12 protein-coding genes are annotated in these 14,907 nt (G+C 69.0%); 2 read left to right on the top strand and 10 right to left on the bottom strand.

Going from position 1 to position 14,907, the window contains the following annotated elements:
* Positions 1 to 88 precede the first annotated feature (88 nt).
* Both OG251_RS31510 and galE read right to left on the bottom strand, forming a co-directional pair.
* On the bottom strand, positions 89 to 1,192 hold the full coding sequence (locus OG251_RS31510) for a hypothetical protein (protein ID WP_326680279.1): 1,104 nt from the start codon (positions 1,190 to 1,192) through the stop codon (positions 89 to 91).
* A gap of 103 nt (positions 1,193 to 1,295) precedes the next feature.
* A complete protein-coding gene (galE, locus tag OG251_RS31505) occupies positions 1,296 to 2,291 on the bottom strand; it encodes a UDP-glucose 4-epimerase GalE (protein ID WP_326680278.1) in 996 nt (331 codons plus the stop codon).
* A gap of 184 nt (positions 2,292 to 2,475) precedes the next feature.
* On the opposite strand from galE, the gene OG251_RS31500 reads away from it, so the two are divergent.
* Entirely contained in the window at positions 2,476 to 3,591 is a 1,116-nt protein-coding gene (locus OG251_RS31500) for an LCP family protein (protein WP_326680277.1), read from the top strand.
* A 38-nt stretch (positions 3,592 to 3,629) separates the two neighbouring features.
* Positions 3,630 to 4,028 carry an NTP pyrophosphohydrolase gene (locus OG251_RS31495; RefSeq protein WP_326680276.1) on the top strand — a complete coding sequence of 133 codons (399 nt, stop codon included), beginning with the start codon at positions 3,630 to 3,632 and terminating at the stop codon, positions 4,026 to 4,028.
* 197 nt (positions 4,029 to 4,225) lie between these two features.
* Here OG251_RS31495 and OG251_RS31490 read toward each other — a convergent pair whose 3' ends face one another.
* The 8 genes from OG251_RS31490 to OG251_RS31455 all read right to left on the bottom strand — a co-directional run bounded on the left by OG251_RS31490 (position 4,226) and on the right by OG251_RS31455 (position 14,901).
* Positions 4,226 to 5,728, bottom strand: coding sequence for an amino acid permease (locus OG251_RS31490; RefSeq protein WP_326680275.1), 1,503 nt, complete (start codon positions 5,726 to 5,728; stop codon positions 4,226 to 4,228).
* A gap of 142 nt (positions 5,729 to 5,870) precedes the next feature.
* The gene (dxs, locus tag OG251_RS31485; RefSeq protein ID WP_073719084.1) at positions 5,871 to 7,784 is read right to left on the bottom strand and encodes a 1-deoxy-D-xylulose-5-phosphate synthase; all 1,914 of its coding nucleotides are present in this window, start codon (positions 7,782 to 7,784) and stop codon (positions 5,871 to 5,873) included.
* 169 nt (positions 7,785 to 7,953) lie between these two features.
* The gene (locus OG251_RS31480) at positions 7,954 to 9,294 is read right to left on the bottom strand and encodes a sugar ABC transporter permease (RefSeq protein WP_442818387.1); all 1,341 of its coding nucleotides are present in this window, start codon (positions 9,292 to 9,294) and stop codon (positions 7,954 to 7,956) included.
* Positions 9,291 to 10,097 carry an ATP-binding cassette domain-containing protein gene (locus OG251_RS31475; RefSeq protein WP_326680274.1) on the bottom strand — a complete coding sequence of 269 codons (807 nt, stop codon included), beginning with the start codon at positions 10,095 to 10,097 and terminating at the stop codon, positions 9,291 to 9,293. The genes OG251_RS31480 and OG251_RS31475 overlap by 4 nt, the downstream gene beginning before the upstream one ends.
* Before the next feature lie 193 nt (positions 10,098 to 10,290).
* Entirely contained in the window at positions 10,291 to 11,388 is a 1,098-nt protein-coding gene (locus tag OG251_RS31470) for a substrate-binding domain-containing protein (RefSeq protein ID WP_385730203.1), read from the bottom strand.
* Between the two features lie 122 nt (positions 11,389 to 11,510).
* On the bottom strand, positions 11,511 to 12,710 hold the full coding sequence (locus OG251_RS31465; protein ID WP_326680273.1) for an ROK family transcriptional regulator: 1,200 nt from the start codon (positions 12,708 to 12,710) through the stop codon (positions 11,511 to 11,513).
* A 314-nt stretch (positions 12,711 to 13,024) separates the two neighbouring features.
* A complete protein-coding gene (locus OG251_RS31460) occupies positions 13,025 to 13,981 on the bottom strand; it encodes a carbohydrate ABC transporter permease (RefSeq protein ID WP_326680272.1) in 957 nt (318 codons plus the stop codon).
* Entirely contained in the window at positions 13,981 to 14,901 is a 921-nt protein-coding gene (locus OG251_RS31455) for a carbohydrate ABC transporter permease (RefSeq protein ID WP_073719079.1), read from the bottom strand. The genes OG251_RS31460 and OG251_RS31455 overlap by 1 nt, the downstream gene beginning before the upstream one ends.
* Positions 14,902 to 14,907: the final 6 nt, after the last annotated feature.

The raw sequence follows: 14,907 nt of genomic DNA, 5'->3' as shown, positions 1-14,907 counted from the left end.
CCATGTCTTCCCGTCCTTCCGAGGTTCACGCGACGGCATGGCGCTCATGTCCGGCCGTCCTTCCGAGGCCCGCACGACCCGATGGCGCTCATATCCGGTACCAGTCGCTGAGGGTCAGCCCCTGGCCGTCCTGCTGCCGTGCGACGGCCAGCCGGCGGTCCGCACCGATGGCGGCCACGGCCAGCCGTCCCTGTCCGTCGCACGCGAGCGCGGGGTCCCCGGCGCAGCGCATCGCGGTGTCCGTCCACCAGACGCCGGCCTGCTCCCCCTCGGTGGTACAGGCACCCAGGCCCACGGTTCCGGACGCGCCCCGGACGGCCAGCACCGTGCAGTCGACTCCGTCCAGTGCCGTACGCAGGGCACTGATGCGCCCGTCCCCCGGCTCACCGCCCAGCGGTACGGGCCATTGGCCGGCCCGGACGGCGAACGCACCGGCACCGCGTGCGTCGCTGAGGTAGTAGGTCAGCCGGCCCGCGGCCGTCTCCAGCGCGGTCACCGACCCCGGCAGCGGGATCACCGCCACCTCGGCTCCGGGAACCAGGTCTCCCCCGGGCTTCGCCTGGCACAGGTGGAGCGCCCCCGTCCGTACGGGAATCAGTATCTCCATCAGCCCCGAGGACAACGCCGCGGGCACGGGCCGGTCGGTGACACCGGCGACCGGGAGATTCCGCCACGCCTCCCACTGGCCGTGCTTGTCCTCCCGGCGCAGCGAGAGTCCGCCGAGACCCGTCGGGACACAGACGTACAGCGCGCCGTCACCGGCGACGGCCGCTTGCGGGGCCCCGGCCTCCACCGCCCGGCGGACTTCCTTGAACGGGTTTCCCAGCGACCGCCACTGCGTCACGGGCCGGCCGGTCTGGTACTGGGTGGCGTGCATGATGTCGACCGTCGACCAGTCGTCGGCGCGCGACCGCACCCGGCGTCCCACCAGGTGGGCGTAGCGGTCGCGCCCCTGGACCACCGTGAGGTGGTCGATGCCCTTGGCGGGGACGGCCTCGGGGCCCGACCAGTGACGCGAGCCGGGTGCCGCCTCCGTCCAGCGCAGGACCGCGTCGTCGACATGGACGTAGGCGGTCAGTCTGCCGTCGTGACCGGTCAGCAGCCAGGGTCCGCCGAGGACCCGGCCGAGTCCGCTCCCGGCGGACGCCGACGGGTCCGTCGGCCGGTCTTCGCGCAGAGGGGCACTTCGCATGGCGTGACGTACCCCTCCCAGGGCATCGGGGCCCGTCCCACGGGCGGGGCTCAGGACCGAGACATCATAGACATCGGCAGAAACGTTTATGCGGGGCCGTCCGTCACTCGGCCGGGCGGCGTGCGTGCGGGTGCCGACGGCACCAGCCCTCCCAGGCCGACGCCACCATCTCGCGCACGTCGTGCCGGGCCGACCAGCCGAGCTCGTGGTGGATACGGTCCGCCGACGCGACGACCCGGGCCGGGTCGCCCGCCCTGCGGGCTGCGGCGACGGGAGCCGCCTCGGGCCCGTAGCCCGTCACCTCGCCGATCAGGTCGATCATCTCCCGTACCGAAACGCCTTCGCCGCGGCCGATGTTGACCGTGAGATCCGTACCGGGGCCCCGGTCCATCAGGGCGAGCGCGGCGGCGAGGTGGGCCGACGCGATGTCCTCGACGTGGATGAAGTCGCGTACGCAGGTGCCGTCCGCGGTGTCGTAGTCGTTGCCGAAGACCACCGGGGCCGCGCCCTCGGTCAGCTTCTCGAAGACCATGGGGACGAGGTTGAAGACCCCGGTGTCCGCGAGGCCGGGCGTGGCCGTGCCCGCGACGTTGAAGTAGCGCATCGAGGCGGTGGCGATACCGTGCGCGCGGCCCGCCGCGCGCACCATCCACTCACCGGCGAGCTTGGTCTCGCCGTAGGGGTTGATCGGGGCGCACGGCGTGTCCTCAGCCACCAGCTCCACATCGGGCATGCCGTACACGGCGGCCGACGACGAGAAGAGGAAGGCGCGCACCCCGCTGTCCACGGAGGCGTCGAGGAGGCTCTGGAGTCCCTGGACGTTCTCGCGGTAGTAGTACAGCGGGCGGGCGACGGACTCGGCCACCTGTTTCTTCGCCGCGAGATGCACGATCCCCCGGACGGAGAACTCCTGCATCGTGCGCCGCAGATGGTCCGCGTCGAGGGTCGTCCCCCGGACGAAGGGCACATCAGCGGGGAGACGGGAGCGGTCCCCCGTCGAGAGGTCGTCGAACACCACGACGGGCTCACCCGCCTCGCGCATCGCGCGCACCACGTGCGCTCCGATGAACCCTGCCCCACCCGTAATCAACCAAGCCATGGGGCGAATAGTAGTTCGATCTGCCCATGAGATGAATTTTCGGCTATCGGAACGCACTTTCACACGATCGACTGTTCTATAGTGCACGGTCAGTCATGCATTCACGGACCGGTCACACCCCCCACCCGAGTCCCACGCACTTCACCGCCCGCACCGGGCATTGAGATATGAGGACTCGAGCAGGATGAGCCACGACGCCATGACACCGGCCCCTCACGGAGGCCGGGGGACCTCACCTCACGGCGACGGCCGGACACCGCGGGGCCGCAAGAAGGAGCGGAAGCGCCGCAGCGGCCTCAAGATCACGCTCGGTGTGCTGCTCGTCCTCCTGCTCGCGGGCGGCGGCACCGTCTACTGGCTGTACAGCCGGCTCGAGGGGAACATCACGGGCGTCGACATCGACAAGGCGCTCGGCGAGGACCGCCCGGAGAAGCTGCCCACCGCCGGACAGAACCTGCTGGTCCTCGGCTCCGACTCGCGGGCCGGGGCGGAGAACAAGGAACTGGGCGGCGGCGGCAACGTGAGCGGCGCCCGTTCCGACACGGCGATGGTGGTCCACATCCCCGAGGGGCGGACGAAGGCCGTCGCGGTGTCCATCCCGCGCGACACGCTGGTGACCCGGCCCGAGTGTGCCGAGTCCGACGGCTCCACGACGCCGTCCGCGGACCGGGTGATGTTCAACTCGGTCTATGCACAGCTCGGACCGGCCTGTGTGGTCAAGACCGTCGAGAAGATGTCCGGCGTCCGGATCGATCACTACCTGGAGATCAACTTCGCCGGGTTCAAGGACCTGGTCGACGCCATCGGCGGCGTCACCGTCGACGTTCCCCAGGACATCCACGACAAGTCCTCCGGCCTGAACCTCACCGCCGGTCCGCACAAGCTCAACGGCACCGAGTCCCTCTCCTACGTACGCACCCGGCACGGCATCGGCGACGGCAGCGACCTCGGCCGCATCGGCCTCCAGCAGCAGTTCCTGCTCGCCCTGCTGAGCGAGGTCAAGTCGCAGGACCTGCTGGGCAGCCCGGCCAAGTCGTACAAGATCGCCAACTCGGCCACCAAGTCCCTGACCACCGACTCCGGCCTGGCCTCGCTGACGTCGCTCGGGGACTTCGCCCGTTCGATGAACGGCGTCGACCCCGCCACGATGGAGACGATCATGCTCCCGGTGGCCTACGACAAGAAGGACCCCAACCGGGTCGTGGCCTCCGAGCCGCAGGCCGGTGAGCTGTGGAAGGCGATCCGTTCGGACACCGCCATCCCCGCTTCGGCGAAGAAGTCCCCCGCGACCGGCGGCTGACTGAGCCCGGCGCTCCGGTGCCATGGCAGGCTGCCGGAATGCCGAACGAACCCGTACTGGTCATCGTCGACGCCGCGAACGTGGTCGGTTCCGTCCCGGACGGCTGGTGGCGGGACCGGCGCGGGGCGGCCGAGCGGCTGCGCGACTCCCTGGTCCCGTACGCCGGGGCCGGCCTGCCCGGACACCCCGGCCCCGTCGAACTCGTCCTGGTCGTCGAGGGCGCGGCCCGGGGTGTCGGGGCGGTGCCGGGAGTGCGGGTCGAGGCCGCGGACGGCAGCGGTGACGACAGGATCGCCGAGCTGGTCGCCGCGGCGGGGAGCCGCCCGTGTGTCGTCGTCACCGCCGACCGCGGACTGCGGCAGCGGGTCGAGGCGTACGGGGCACGGTGCGTGGGCCCGCGTACGGTACGCCCGCTGCCCCCGCACCGAGACAGCTGAGCGCGGCCGGACGGGCACCTGGACATCACCGCGGGCACCGTCCGCCAGGACATCGCCAAGCTGCGCGAACCCGGGTACGCCATCGGCCCGGCCCCTGGGGCGGGTACCGGCTCAGCGGCCGGGGCAGCGAGGTACGCCGCTGAGCCCGGGCGACGAGGAGTGACTCGCGGTGGGCGTCGGCCCGCGCTGGGCGGCTCTCAGCGCCCGGCCGACATCCGGCTGTGCCGGCGCCCGTACATGAGGTAGATGATCACGCCGATCGCCATCCAGATGCCGAACCGCAGCCAGGTCTCGGCGGGCAGGTTGAGCATCAGCCAGACCGACGCGGCCACCGAGACGATCGGGAGCAGCGGCACCCACGGGGTACGGAAGGCGCGGGGCAGCTCCGGGCGGGTGCGGCGCAGGACGATCACGCCGAGGGCCACGACGACGAACGCGAAGAGCGTGCCGATGTTCACCAGGGTCGCCAGTTCGTCGATGCTGGTGAACCCGGCGACGATCGCGATGATCACACCGAGCAGGATCGTGGGGCGGTAGGGGGTGTGGAAGCGCGGGTGCGTCTTGGAGAAGAACCGCGGGAGCAGTCCGTCTCGGCTCATCGCGAAGAACACCCGGGTCTGGCCGAGCAGCAGGATCATGCAGACCGTGGTGAGGCCGATCGCGGCGCCGAAGCTGATCACCCCGGCGAAGAAGGGGCGCCCGACGGCCTTGAAGGCGTCCGCGAGCGGGGCGCTCACCGAGAGCTCGGTGTAGTGCTGCATCCCGGTCACCACGACGGACACGGCGACGTAGAGCACCGTACAGATGATGAGCGAGCCGAGGATGCCGCGCGGCATGTCCCGCTGCGGGACCTTGGTCTCCTCCGCCGCGGTGGCCACGACGTCGAAGCCGATGAAGGCGAAGAAGACGACGGAGGCGGCGGTGAAGATTCCCATGACGCCGAAGTTCGTGGGCGTGTAGCCGAACATCAACTGGACCAGTGGGGCGGTCAGATCCGAACCGGTGGGCTGCGGTTCGGCCTTCGGGATGAACGGTGTGTAGTTGGCGGCCTTGATGAAGAAGCCGCCCGCGACGATCACGATCAGGACCACGGCCACCTTGATCGCGACCACGACCGTGGTGACCCTGGCCGACAGCTTCATGCCGAGCACCAGGATGACCGTCAGCACCAGGACCAGGGCGAACGCCAGGATGTCGAAGCCGAACCCGTTCGTCGCATCGGTCCCGGAGAGCGCGTCGGGGAGCGTCCAGCCGACGTTGTCCAGGAGCGAGCGGACGTAGCCGGACCAGCCGACCGCCACCACCGCCGTGCCCAGGGCGAATTCCAGCACCAGGTCCCAGCCGATGATCCAGGCCACCAGTTCGCCCAGTGAGGCGTACGCGAAGGTGTACGCGGATCCGGCCACCGGGACGGTGGAGGCGAATTCGGCGTAGCAGAGCGCGGCGAGTGCGCAGACGACGCCCGCGATCACGAACGCGATGGCGGTGGCGGGACCCGCCGACTCCTTGGCCACCTTGCCCGTCAGCACGAAGATACCGGTGCCGATGACGACGCCCACTCCGAAGACCGTGAGGTCCAGCGCGGAGAGGGACTTCTTGAGCGCGTGCTCCGGCTCTTCGGTGTCGCGGATCGACTGTTCGACCGTCTTGGTCCTGAACAGCCCGTTTCCGCTCGGTGGTGTGTCCTGCTGCGCGCTCACCTGCGTACCTCCACGCGGTTGTCGTGAACGCCATGATTGGGACACCACCGGCCGGGCAGCGCGGCACGGGAGCCGTGTCACGCGAATGGGCCGGTCGGGTCACCCGTACAGGGTGGTCCGACCGGCCCATTGGCCGTACGGGTCAGTCGCGGGCGGGCTCCACGGCGCGGCTCTCGTACCCGCCGTCGAGCTTGGCCACCAGACCGGTGACCTGGCGGGCGATGTCCGGCGCGGTCAGCCCGATCTCGGCCATGACCTCCTTGCGGGAGGCGTGGTCGAGGAAGACCGGCGGGATACCGAAGTCACGCAGGGGTACGTCGACCCCGGCGTCGCGCAGCGCCTGGGCGATGGCGGAACCGACGCCGCCGGCCCGGCTGTTGTCCTCGACGGTGACGACGACCCGGTGCCGCTCGGCGAGCGGGGGCAGCGCCTCGTCGACCGGCTTGACCCAGCGGGGGTCGACCACGGTGGTGGAGATGCCCTGGGCGCCCAGCAGATCGGCGATCTCCAGGCACATCGGGGCCAGTGCGCCGACGGAGACCAGCAGCACGTCCGGCCGGTCCGTGCCGGGCTCGCGCAGGATGTCCATCCCACCGGCCCTGCCGACGGCCTTGACGGCCGGGCCGACCGCGCCCTTGGAGAAGCGGACCACCGTCGGCGCGTCGTCGACGTCCACGGCCTCGCGCAGCTGGGCGCGGACCTGGTCGGCGTCGCGCGGGGCGGCGATCCGGAGCGTGGGGACGCACTGGAGGATCGACATGTCCCACATGCCGTTGTGCGAGGCACCGTCCGTACCGGTGACTCCGGCCCGGTCCAGGACGAAGGTGACCCCGCACTTGTGCAGCGCGACATCCATCAGGACCTGGTCGAAGGCGCGGTTCAGGAAGGTGGCGTACACCGCGAAGACGGGGTGCAGCCCGCCGGTGGCGAGGCCCGCCGCGGAGACCGCGCCGTGCTGCTCGGCGATGCCGACGTCGTAGATCCGGTCCGGGAACGCCTCCTCGAACTTGCCGAGGCCGACCGGCTGGAGCATGGCCGCGGTGATCGCGACGATGTCCTTGCGCTCCTTGCCGAGCTTGACCATCTCCTCGCCGAAGACCGAGGTCCAGTCCAGGCCGGAGCTGGAGATGGGCAGGCCGGTGTCCGGGTGGATCTTGCCGACGGCGTGGAAGCGGTCGGCCTCGTCCTGGAGGGCCGGGGTGTAGCCGCGGCCCTTCTCGGTGAGGCAGTGGACGATGACGGGCCCGCCGAAGCGCTTGGCACGCTGGAGCGCGGACTCCAGCGCCTCGATGTCGTGGCCGTCGATCGGGCCGACGTACTTCAGGCCGAGGTCCTCGAACATGCCCTGCGGGGCGATGAAGTCCTTGAGGCCCTTCTTGGCGCCGTGCAGGGTCTCGTACAGCGGCCTGCCGAGGACGGGAGTGCGCTCCAGGAGGTCCTTGCCGCGGGCCAGGAACCGTTCGTAGCCGTCGGTGGTACGCAGCGTGGCGAGGTGGTTCGCGAGGCCGCCGATGGTCGGGGCGTACGAGCGCTCGTTGTCGTTGACCACGATGACGAGCGGGCGGTCCTTGGCGGCGGCGATGTTGTTCAGCGCCTCCCAGGCCATACCGCCGGTGAGCGCGCCGTCACCGATGACCGCGACGACATGGTCGTCCTTGGCCAGTACCTCGTTCGCCTTGGCGAGGCCGTCGGCCCAGCCCAGCACCGTCGAGGCGTGCGAGTTCTCGATGATGTCGTGCTCGGACTCCGCGCGGGAGGGGTACCCGGAGAGTCCGCCCTTGCTCTTGAGCTTCGAGAAGTCCTGGCGGCCGGTGAGCAGCTTGTGCACATAGCTCTGGTGGCCGGTGTCGAAGAGGACCTTGTCCCGGGGCGACTCGAAGACCCGGTGCAGGGCGATGGTCAGTTCGACCACGCCCAGGTTGGGGCCCAGGTGACCGCCGGTCTTGGACACTGCGTCGACGAGGAAGGTACGGATCTCCCCGGCGAGCTGCTCCAGCTGGTCGAGGCTGAGCCGGTCCAAATCGCGCGGTCCCTCGATGCGGGTCAGCAGGTCCACCCGTGCCTCCTTGCGTTGAGCTGGTCGAGCGTGCCGATCCGATGAGTCTAATGTTCCGCCCGCCGTCGCGGGCATCGGGCGGGGGTGTGCTGTCACACCACCGGCCGATACACGGCGGTGCCCGGCGCCCGATGAGGGGCGCCGGGCACGGTCCGGTGCAGGTGGGGCGTCAGGCGCGACCTGCGGTCTTCTGCGTGCGGCGGGAGACCGAGTCGATGACCACGGCGGCGAGGAGAACCGCGCCGGTGATCATGTACTGGACGGCGTTGGCCATGCCGATCATGTTCAGGCCCTGCTGGATCGACTGGATCACGATCATGCCGAGCAGTGCGGACCAGACCTTGCCCCGGCCGCCGAAGAGGCTGGTGCCGCCGATGACGGCGGCCGCGATGACCAGCATCAGCGTGTTGCCGGCGCCGACGCTCTTGGTGGCTCCGCCGGAGAGGCTGGCGATGAAGAGTCCGCCGAAGGCGCCCAGCGTGCCGGACAGCGCGAAGACCGTGATCCGGATCCGGTCGACGTTGATACCGGCGCGGCGCGCCGCCTCGGGGTTGCCGCCGACCGCGAAGACCTGGCGGCCGAAGGTCGTACGGCGGGCGACGAAGTCCGCGACGACCAGGACGGCGAGGAAGAGCACCAGGGCGAGCGGCAGGCCGCGGGCGCCGGAGGGCTCGTTCAGGACGTACGCGACGACGAAGCACAGGATCGTGACGACGGCGGTCCGCAGCACGACCTCGGCGGTGGGGCGTGCGGGCAGGTTCGCGGCCCTGCGGCGCTTGCTGTCCACCAGGAGCGAGGCGGCGTACGCGAGGACGGCGACCAGGGCCAGTCCGTAGCCCGCGGCCTTGTCCTCGAAGAAGTAGTTGGTCAGGTTCTCGACGACACTGCCGGACGGCGTGTTGATCGAGCCCTCCCCGCCCATCATCCAGTCCTGGAGTCCGCTCCAGCCGAGGAAGCCCGCCAGGGTGACGACGAAGGCCGGCACCCCGATCTTGGCGAAGAAGAAGCCGTGCAGCGCGCCGAGGGCCGTTCCGGAGAGCACGGCGACGAGGATCGCCGTCCAGTCGCTCCAGCCGTTGTTCACGTTCAGTACGGCCCAGACGGCCGCGCCGACGCCGGCGACGGAGCCCACGGAGAGATCGATCTCGCCGAGCAGCAGCACGAAGACGATGCCGACAGCCATGATGCCGAGGCCGGAGCTGTAGACAGCGATGTTGGCGACGGAGCTGGCGGAGAGGAAGTTGCTGTTCTGGAACTGGAAGACGATCGCGATGACGATCAGACCGACGAAGACCGGCAGCGAGCCGAGTTCGCCGCCGCGCACCTTGCGGCTGAACTCCGACCAGTAGCCCTTGAAGCCCTCCTCGCGGACGAGCAGGCGCGGGTCGACGGCGGGGATGGGGGCCGCCGACTGCTCGGCCGCCGGTGCCTTCGCGGGGGTGCCCTTCACGGGCTCCTCGGCGGCGGACTTCTCGGTGGAAGGTCCGGGGGTCTTGGCGAGGTCGCTCACTTCGCGTCCTCCTTCGTGGCCGTGTTCGTGGCCGTGCGTGCCTGGCGACGCGTGACGGCATTGTCCGTGGCGCCGGTGATCGCGGCGATGATCTCTTCGTGGGAGGTGCTCGCGACGTCGAAGACACCGTTGTTGCGGCCCAGGCGGAGCACCGCGACCCTGTTCGCGACGGCGCGCACATCGGCCATGTTGTGGCTGATGAGGATGACGCCGTGGCCGCGCTCGCGCAGCCGCTCGACGAGGTCGAGGACCTGGGCGGTCTGCTCGACGCCGAGCGCGGCGGTCGGCTCGTCCAGGATGACGACCTTGGGGTCGCCGATCAGGGCGCGCGCGATGGCCACGACCTGGCGCTGACCGCCGGAGAGCGAGGCGACCGGTATCCGGACGCTCGGTATCCGGATGGAGAGCGTGTCCAGGAGTTCCTTGGCGCGCTTCTCCATCGCGATCTCGTCGAGGACGGAGAGCTTGCGCAGTTCGCTGCCGAGGAAGAGGTTGGCGACGACATCGAGGTTGTCGCAGAGGGCCAAGTCCTGGTAGACGGTGGCGACTCCGAGCTCCTGGGCGTCGTTCGGCCGGTTGATCCGGACCGTCCGCCCCTCCCACTCGATGGCGCCTTCGTCGATCGGGTGGACACCCGAAATGGTCTTGACGAGGGTCGACTTGCCGGCGCCGTTGTCGCCGACCAGGGCGACCACCTCGCCGGGGTGAATCTCCAGGTCCACGTCGGTGAGCGCCTGAACGGCGCCGAACCGCTTGGAGATTCCGCGCAACGCCAGCACGGGCGTAGCGGACACGTGAATCATCTCCTTCGCCGCCTGACCGGCGGGGATGGTGCTGCTGAGCTGGGGGGTGTGCGAGAGGGGCCCGGCGCCCGCCCCCGCTTCGCGGGGCGTTGACGGGGCGGGTGCCGGACCGGCTCCGGGGCGCCCAGGGCGCCTGCCCGCGGGAGTGACTTGACGTGATCCCGCGGGCCCCGGACCTTCCTTGGCGGAGGCCCTACTTGATGCCGGCCGCCTCGCAGGCCGCCTTGTACTCGGCCGTGCAGATCTCAGCGGCCTGGTAGACCTTGTCGGCGATGATCGTGGAGGCGACGTTGTCCTTGGTCACGACCTGCGCGTCGTACAGCTTGGCCGGGATGCCCTTGAACTCGCCCGTGAGGCTGTCGACCTTGACCGGGGTCAGGTCGTCGATCTTCTCGCCCTTGAGGAGCTTGACGGCGATCTCGGCGGTGGTCTCGGCCTCCGGCTTGATCTGCTTGTAGATCGTGAAGGACTGATCGCCCTTCAGAATGCGCTGCAGACCGGCCAGTTCGGCGTCCTGACCGCCGACGGGGATCTTGATGCCCTGCTTGTCCAGCGCGGTGATGATGCCGCCGGCCATGCTGTCGTTGGCGGAGTAGACGCCCTGGAAGCCCGACTTGCCCAGCGAGTCGATGGCGGCACCCATCTTCTTGTTCGCCTCGTCCGGCGACCAGTCCGGGATGTCCTGCTCGTAGACGACCTTCTTGACCTGGGTGTCCAGGACGCTGTGGGCGCCCTTCTTGAAGAGCGGGGCGTTCGGGTCGGTGGGCGAGCCGTTGATCATGACAACGTTGCTCTCCTTGGCCTTGGCGCCGAGCGCCTTGACCAGGGCCTCACCCTGAAGGCGGCCGATCTTCTCGTTGTCGTACGAGACGTACGCGGAGATCGGTCCCTCGGCGAGCCGGTCGTACGCGACGACCTTGACGCCCTTCTTCTCCGCCTGCTGCACCCAGGACTTGGTGGCCTTGTAGTCGACGGAGTCCAGGATGATGACCTTCACACCCTGCGTGACCAGCGCGTCGAACTGCTTCTTCTGGGTCTCGGTGTCCTGTGCGGCGTTGTTGTACTTGACCTCGCAGTCGTCGCACAGTTCCTTGATCTTCGCCTCCATGATGGGGCGGTCGAACGTCTCGTAACGCGTGGTCTTGTTCTCCGGCAGCAGGAGACCGATGGTCTTGCTGTCGCCGCCGCTGCCGGACTCCGCGTCGTCGCCCGCCTTGCCACAGGCGGCGAGGGAGACCGCCATGGAGAGAGCGGCCGTGCCTATGACGATGCGTCGCGTCATTGCGATCATGGGGGTTTGCCTCCCTGACGTGGCCGCAACGTCGCGGCCGAGGTGGCAGGAAGTCAACTCGGCCGCAACGTCAGCGTCAAGGAGTAAATCCTTAACGAGATGACAACGGTGCCATTCGTTATCTAAGTGAAGGCAGGAGTCACCGCAGGCAGGGTGCTTTCCAAAAGGGTTGAATCCCCCATCTCACTCAGCACCAGGGCCAGCGCGCCCAGTACCTCCGCCCGTCCGCCGAGCGCACCGGGCAGTACCGAGAGCTGCCGCGCCGCGCTGGGGATGGCGTACCGGGACACCGAGTCGCGGATGGGCCCGAGGACCAGTTCCCCGGCCTCCGCCAGGGACCCGCCGAGCACCACCCGGCTGGGGTTGAGCAGATTGCACAGATTGGCCACCCCGCTGCCGATGTGCCGCCCCACGTCCCCGATCACCCGGCGGCAGCCCGGATCACCCTCGCGGGCCAGCTGGACCACCCGTTCCATGGTGAGGTCGGGGCCGTGGCTGGGCTGGAGCAGGGGCAGCACATACCGGGCGGCCGTGAAGGTCTCCAGGCACCCGCGGTTGCCGCAGCGGCACACCGGCCCCGACTCGTCCAGGGTGATGTGCCCGATCTCGCCGGCCGTACCGCCGGGGCCCCGGTAGATGGTGCCGTCGATCACCAGACCGGCGCCGACGCCGCTGGCGACCTTGATGTACGCGAGGTCCCGGACCCCTCGTCCGCTCCCCCAGACCAGCTCGCCCAGTGCCCCGAGGTTGGCGTCGTTGTCGACGTACACCGGCACGCCGAGCCGCCCGGCGAGCTCGTCGCTCGGATTGATGCCCGTCCAGCCCGGCAGGATCGAGGTGGAGCCCAGCGTGCCGGACTCGACGTCGATGGGTCCCGGGACACCGAGGCCGACGCCGATCACCTTCTCGGGGCTGACCCCGGTGGTCTCGATCAGCCGCCTGACCAGCACTTCCGCCCGTCCGAAGCCCTGTGCCGACGAGGCGTCGACGTCCAGCGGCTCGGACTCCTCGGCCAGCACCTGGTGGGCCAGGTTGCCGACCGCCACCCGCAGATGGGTGTGGCCGAAATCGACGCCGACGACGATGCCCGCGTCCCCGCTGAGCGAGACGCTGCGGGCCCGGCGGCCGCCCGCCGAGGTGGGGGTCACCTCGACCGTGCCGCCGTCCTTGAGTTCGCGGACGATATTGGAGACGGTAGCCGCGGAGAGGCCGGTGCTCCTGGCGATCTCCGCCTGGGTGAGCGACCCGGCCATCCGTACGGCTCGTACGACCCGCTCAAGGTTGGCCCGATGCAGAGACGTCTGCGACCCGGGAGTCTCCATCGACTCATCCACTCCTGCCCTTGGCGGACGGCACAGAAGGCCGTCCCGGCCGGGACCGCACCGATGAGGCCCCGGCTTCCTCCAACATGTGAACTCTAAGCTGAACGTTCGGGGGTACCTCCCGTCAAGACCTGAGCGCACAAGGCGTGGTGCCGCCGACGGCGGGGAGCACGGTCCACGGCGGATAGGTCGGAGCGGAGCGCGTGAACGCCCGGCGGGCATGTCCACCGGAGCAGGTGAATGCCCCGGCGGGGACATCCACCGGGGCATTCACCTGAAAGGCGGCCGTCCGAATCAGGCCGGCCGGAGCCGGATTACTTGAGCGCACCCGCCGTCATACCCGAGACGACCTGGCGCTGGAAAATGATGTACGCCGCCAGCACGGGAAGCATCGCGATCACCAGACCGGCGAAGAGACCGGAATAGTCGCTCTTGTATCCCTGGCTGGCCGCCAGTTCGACCAGCCCCTGGGCGAGCACCCGCTTGTCCGGGTCGGTGTTCAGCACCGTCGGCAGCATGTACTGGTTCCACTGCCCCAGGAAATTGAAGATACCGACACTGATCAGACCGGGTTTGGCCATCGGCAGCATGACCTGGAAGAACGTACGGGTGTGAGAGGCACCGTCGATGATCGAGGCTTCCGCGATCGATGTCGGCAGCGTGCGGAAGAACGAGGTCAGGAAGAACACGGTGAACGGCAGCGAATACGCGATGTACACGAGAATCAACCCGTGGATCGTGTTCAGCAGCCCCATGTTGTCCATGACGTAGAACAACGGCACCAGCGCCAGCATGACCGGGAAGCTCATCCCGCCGACGAACAAGAAGTAAATGAACCGGTTGCCGGGGAACTCGAAGCGGGCGAGCACATAGGCGGCCATCGAACCGAAGACCAGCGTGCCGACGAGCGACCCTCCCACCACCAGGATGGTGTTGAGGAAGTACTCGCTCATGTTGGCCTGGTTCCAGGCCCTGCCCCAACTGGAGAAGTCCAGCGAGTCGGGCAGCTCCCAGGGCGAGTTGAAGATGGCCGTGTCGGTCTTGAAGGAGGACATCACTGCCCAGAACAGGGGCAGGATGACCATGAAGGCCCAGAGGATCAGCATCCCGTGCGAGAAGACGTTGAGGACCTGGCCCTCGGCCTTCTTCCCGGGGGCCGCGGCGCTCCTGCGGACGCCGTCGGTGCGCTGCTTCGGCACACCCGGCGCATCGGGACCCGCGGCCCCGGAGGCGTCCGAAGGGCCGGAGGGAGGGGTGTCAGTGGTCTTCATCAGAACTCCAGCCGCTCGCGCCGGCCCAGCCGCATCACGATGGCCGCGAACGCCAGCGTCACGATGAGCAGGGCGACACCGATCGTGGTCGCGTAGCCCGCCTGTCCGTCACGGAACGCCGCTTGGTACACGTACAGCGGCAGGACGGTGGTCGAGTAGTCGGGCCCGCCGGGACCGACACTCATGATGTGCACGACGGCAAAACCCTCGGCGCCCAGCGCCAGGATGCCCATGTAGACCCAGCCGGACTGGACCGTGTCCCACAGCAGCGGCAGCGTGATCCGGAAGAAGGTCGTGAAACGGCTCGCGCCGTCCAGCAGGGCCGCCTCGTAGAAGTCCTTGGGGATGGAGGCCATGCCCGCGGAGAACAGCACCACGAAGAAGCCGACCGTGCACCAGACCAGGACCGCGGCGATGCACCACAGGGCCAGCTGCGGATCGCCCAGCCAGTCCGGCACGTCCTCGAAGCCGAACGCCTTGAGCGTGCCGTTGATCATGCCCTGGGCGGGGTCGAAGGCGAACTGGAACAGGATGGCCACGATCGCGATCGAGAGCACCTGCGGGAAGAAGTACGCGATCTTGTAGAAGCCCGAGCCGCGCACGCCCGCGATGGCGGCGCCCCTGCGGCGCCGCCCGCCCACGTTGAGCATGAAGGCGAAGAAGAGCGCGAGCCCCAGCGTCACCAGCGGCAGCAGCAGTGCCAGCAGCACACTGTGCTGCAGGGATTTCCAGAAGATGTCGTCGTCGAGCATCTTGGTGTAGTTGCCGAAGCCGACCATCTTGAAGTCGGGACTCAGGCCCGTCCAGTCCGTGAACGAGTAGTAGATGGACTGGATGAACGGCCAGATGACGAAGATGACGTACAACGCCATCGGCACCACCAAGAACCCGACTATGAACCGGTATTTACCGTGTTGCATCGTTAC

This window comes from Streptomyces sp. NBC_01237, from assembly GCF_035917275.1.
Lineage (GTDB): Bacteria > Actinomycetota > Actinomycetes > Streptomycetales > Streptomycetaceae > Streptomyces.
The sequence above is the reverse complement of the archived record's forward strand: the minus strand, read 5'-3'. Positions and strand labels throughout refer to the sequence as shown.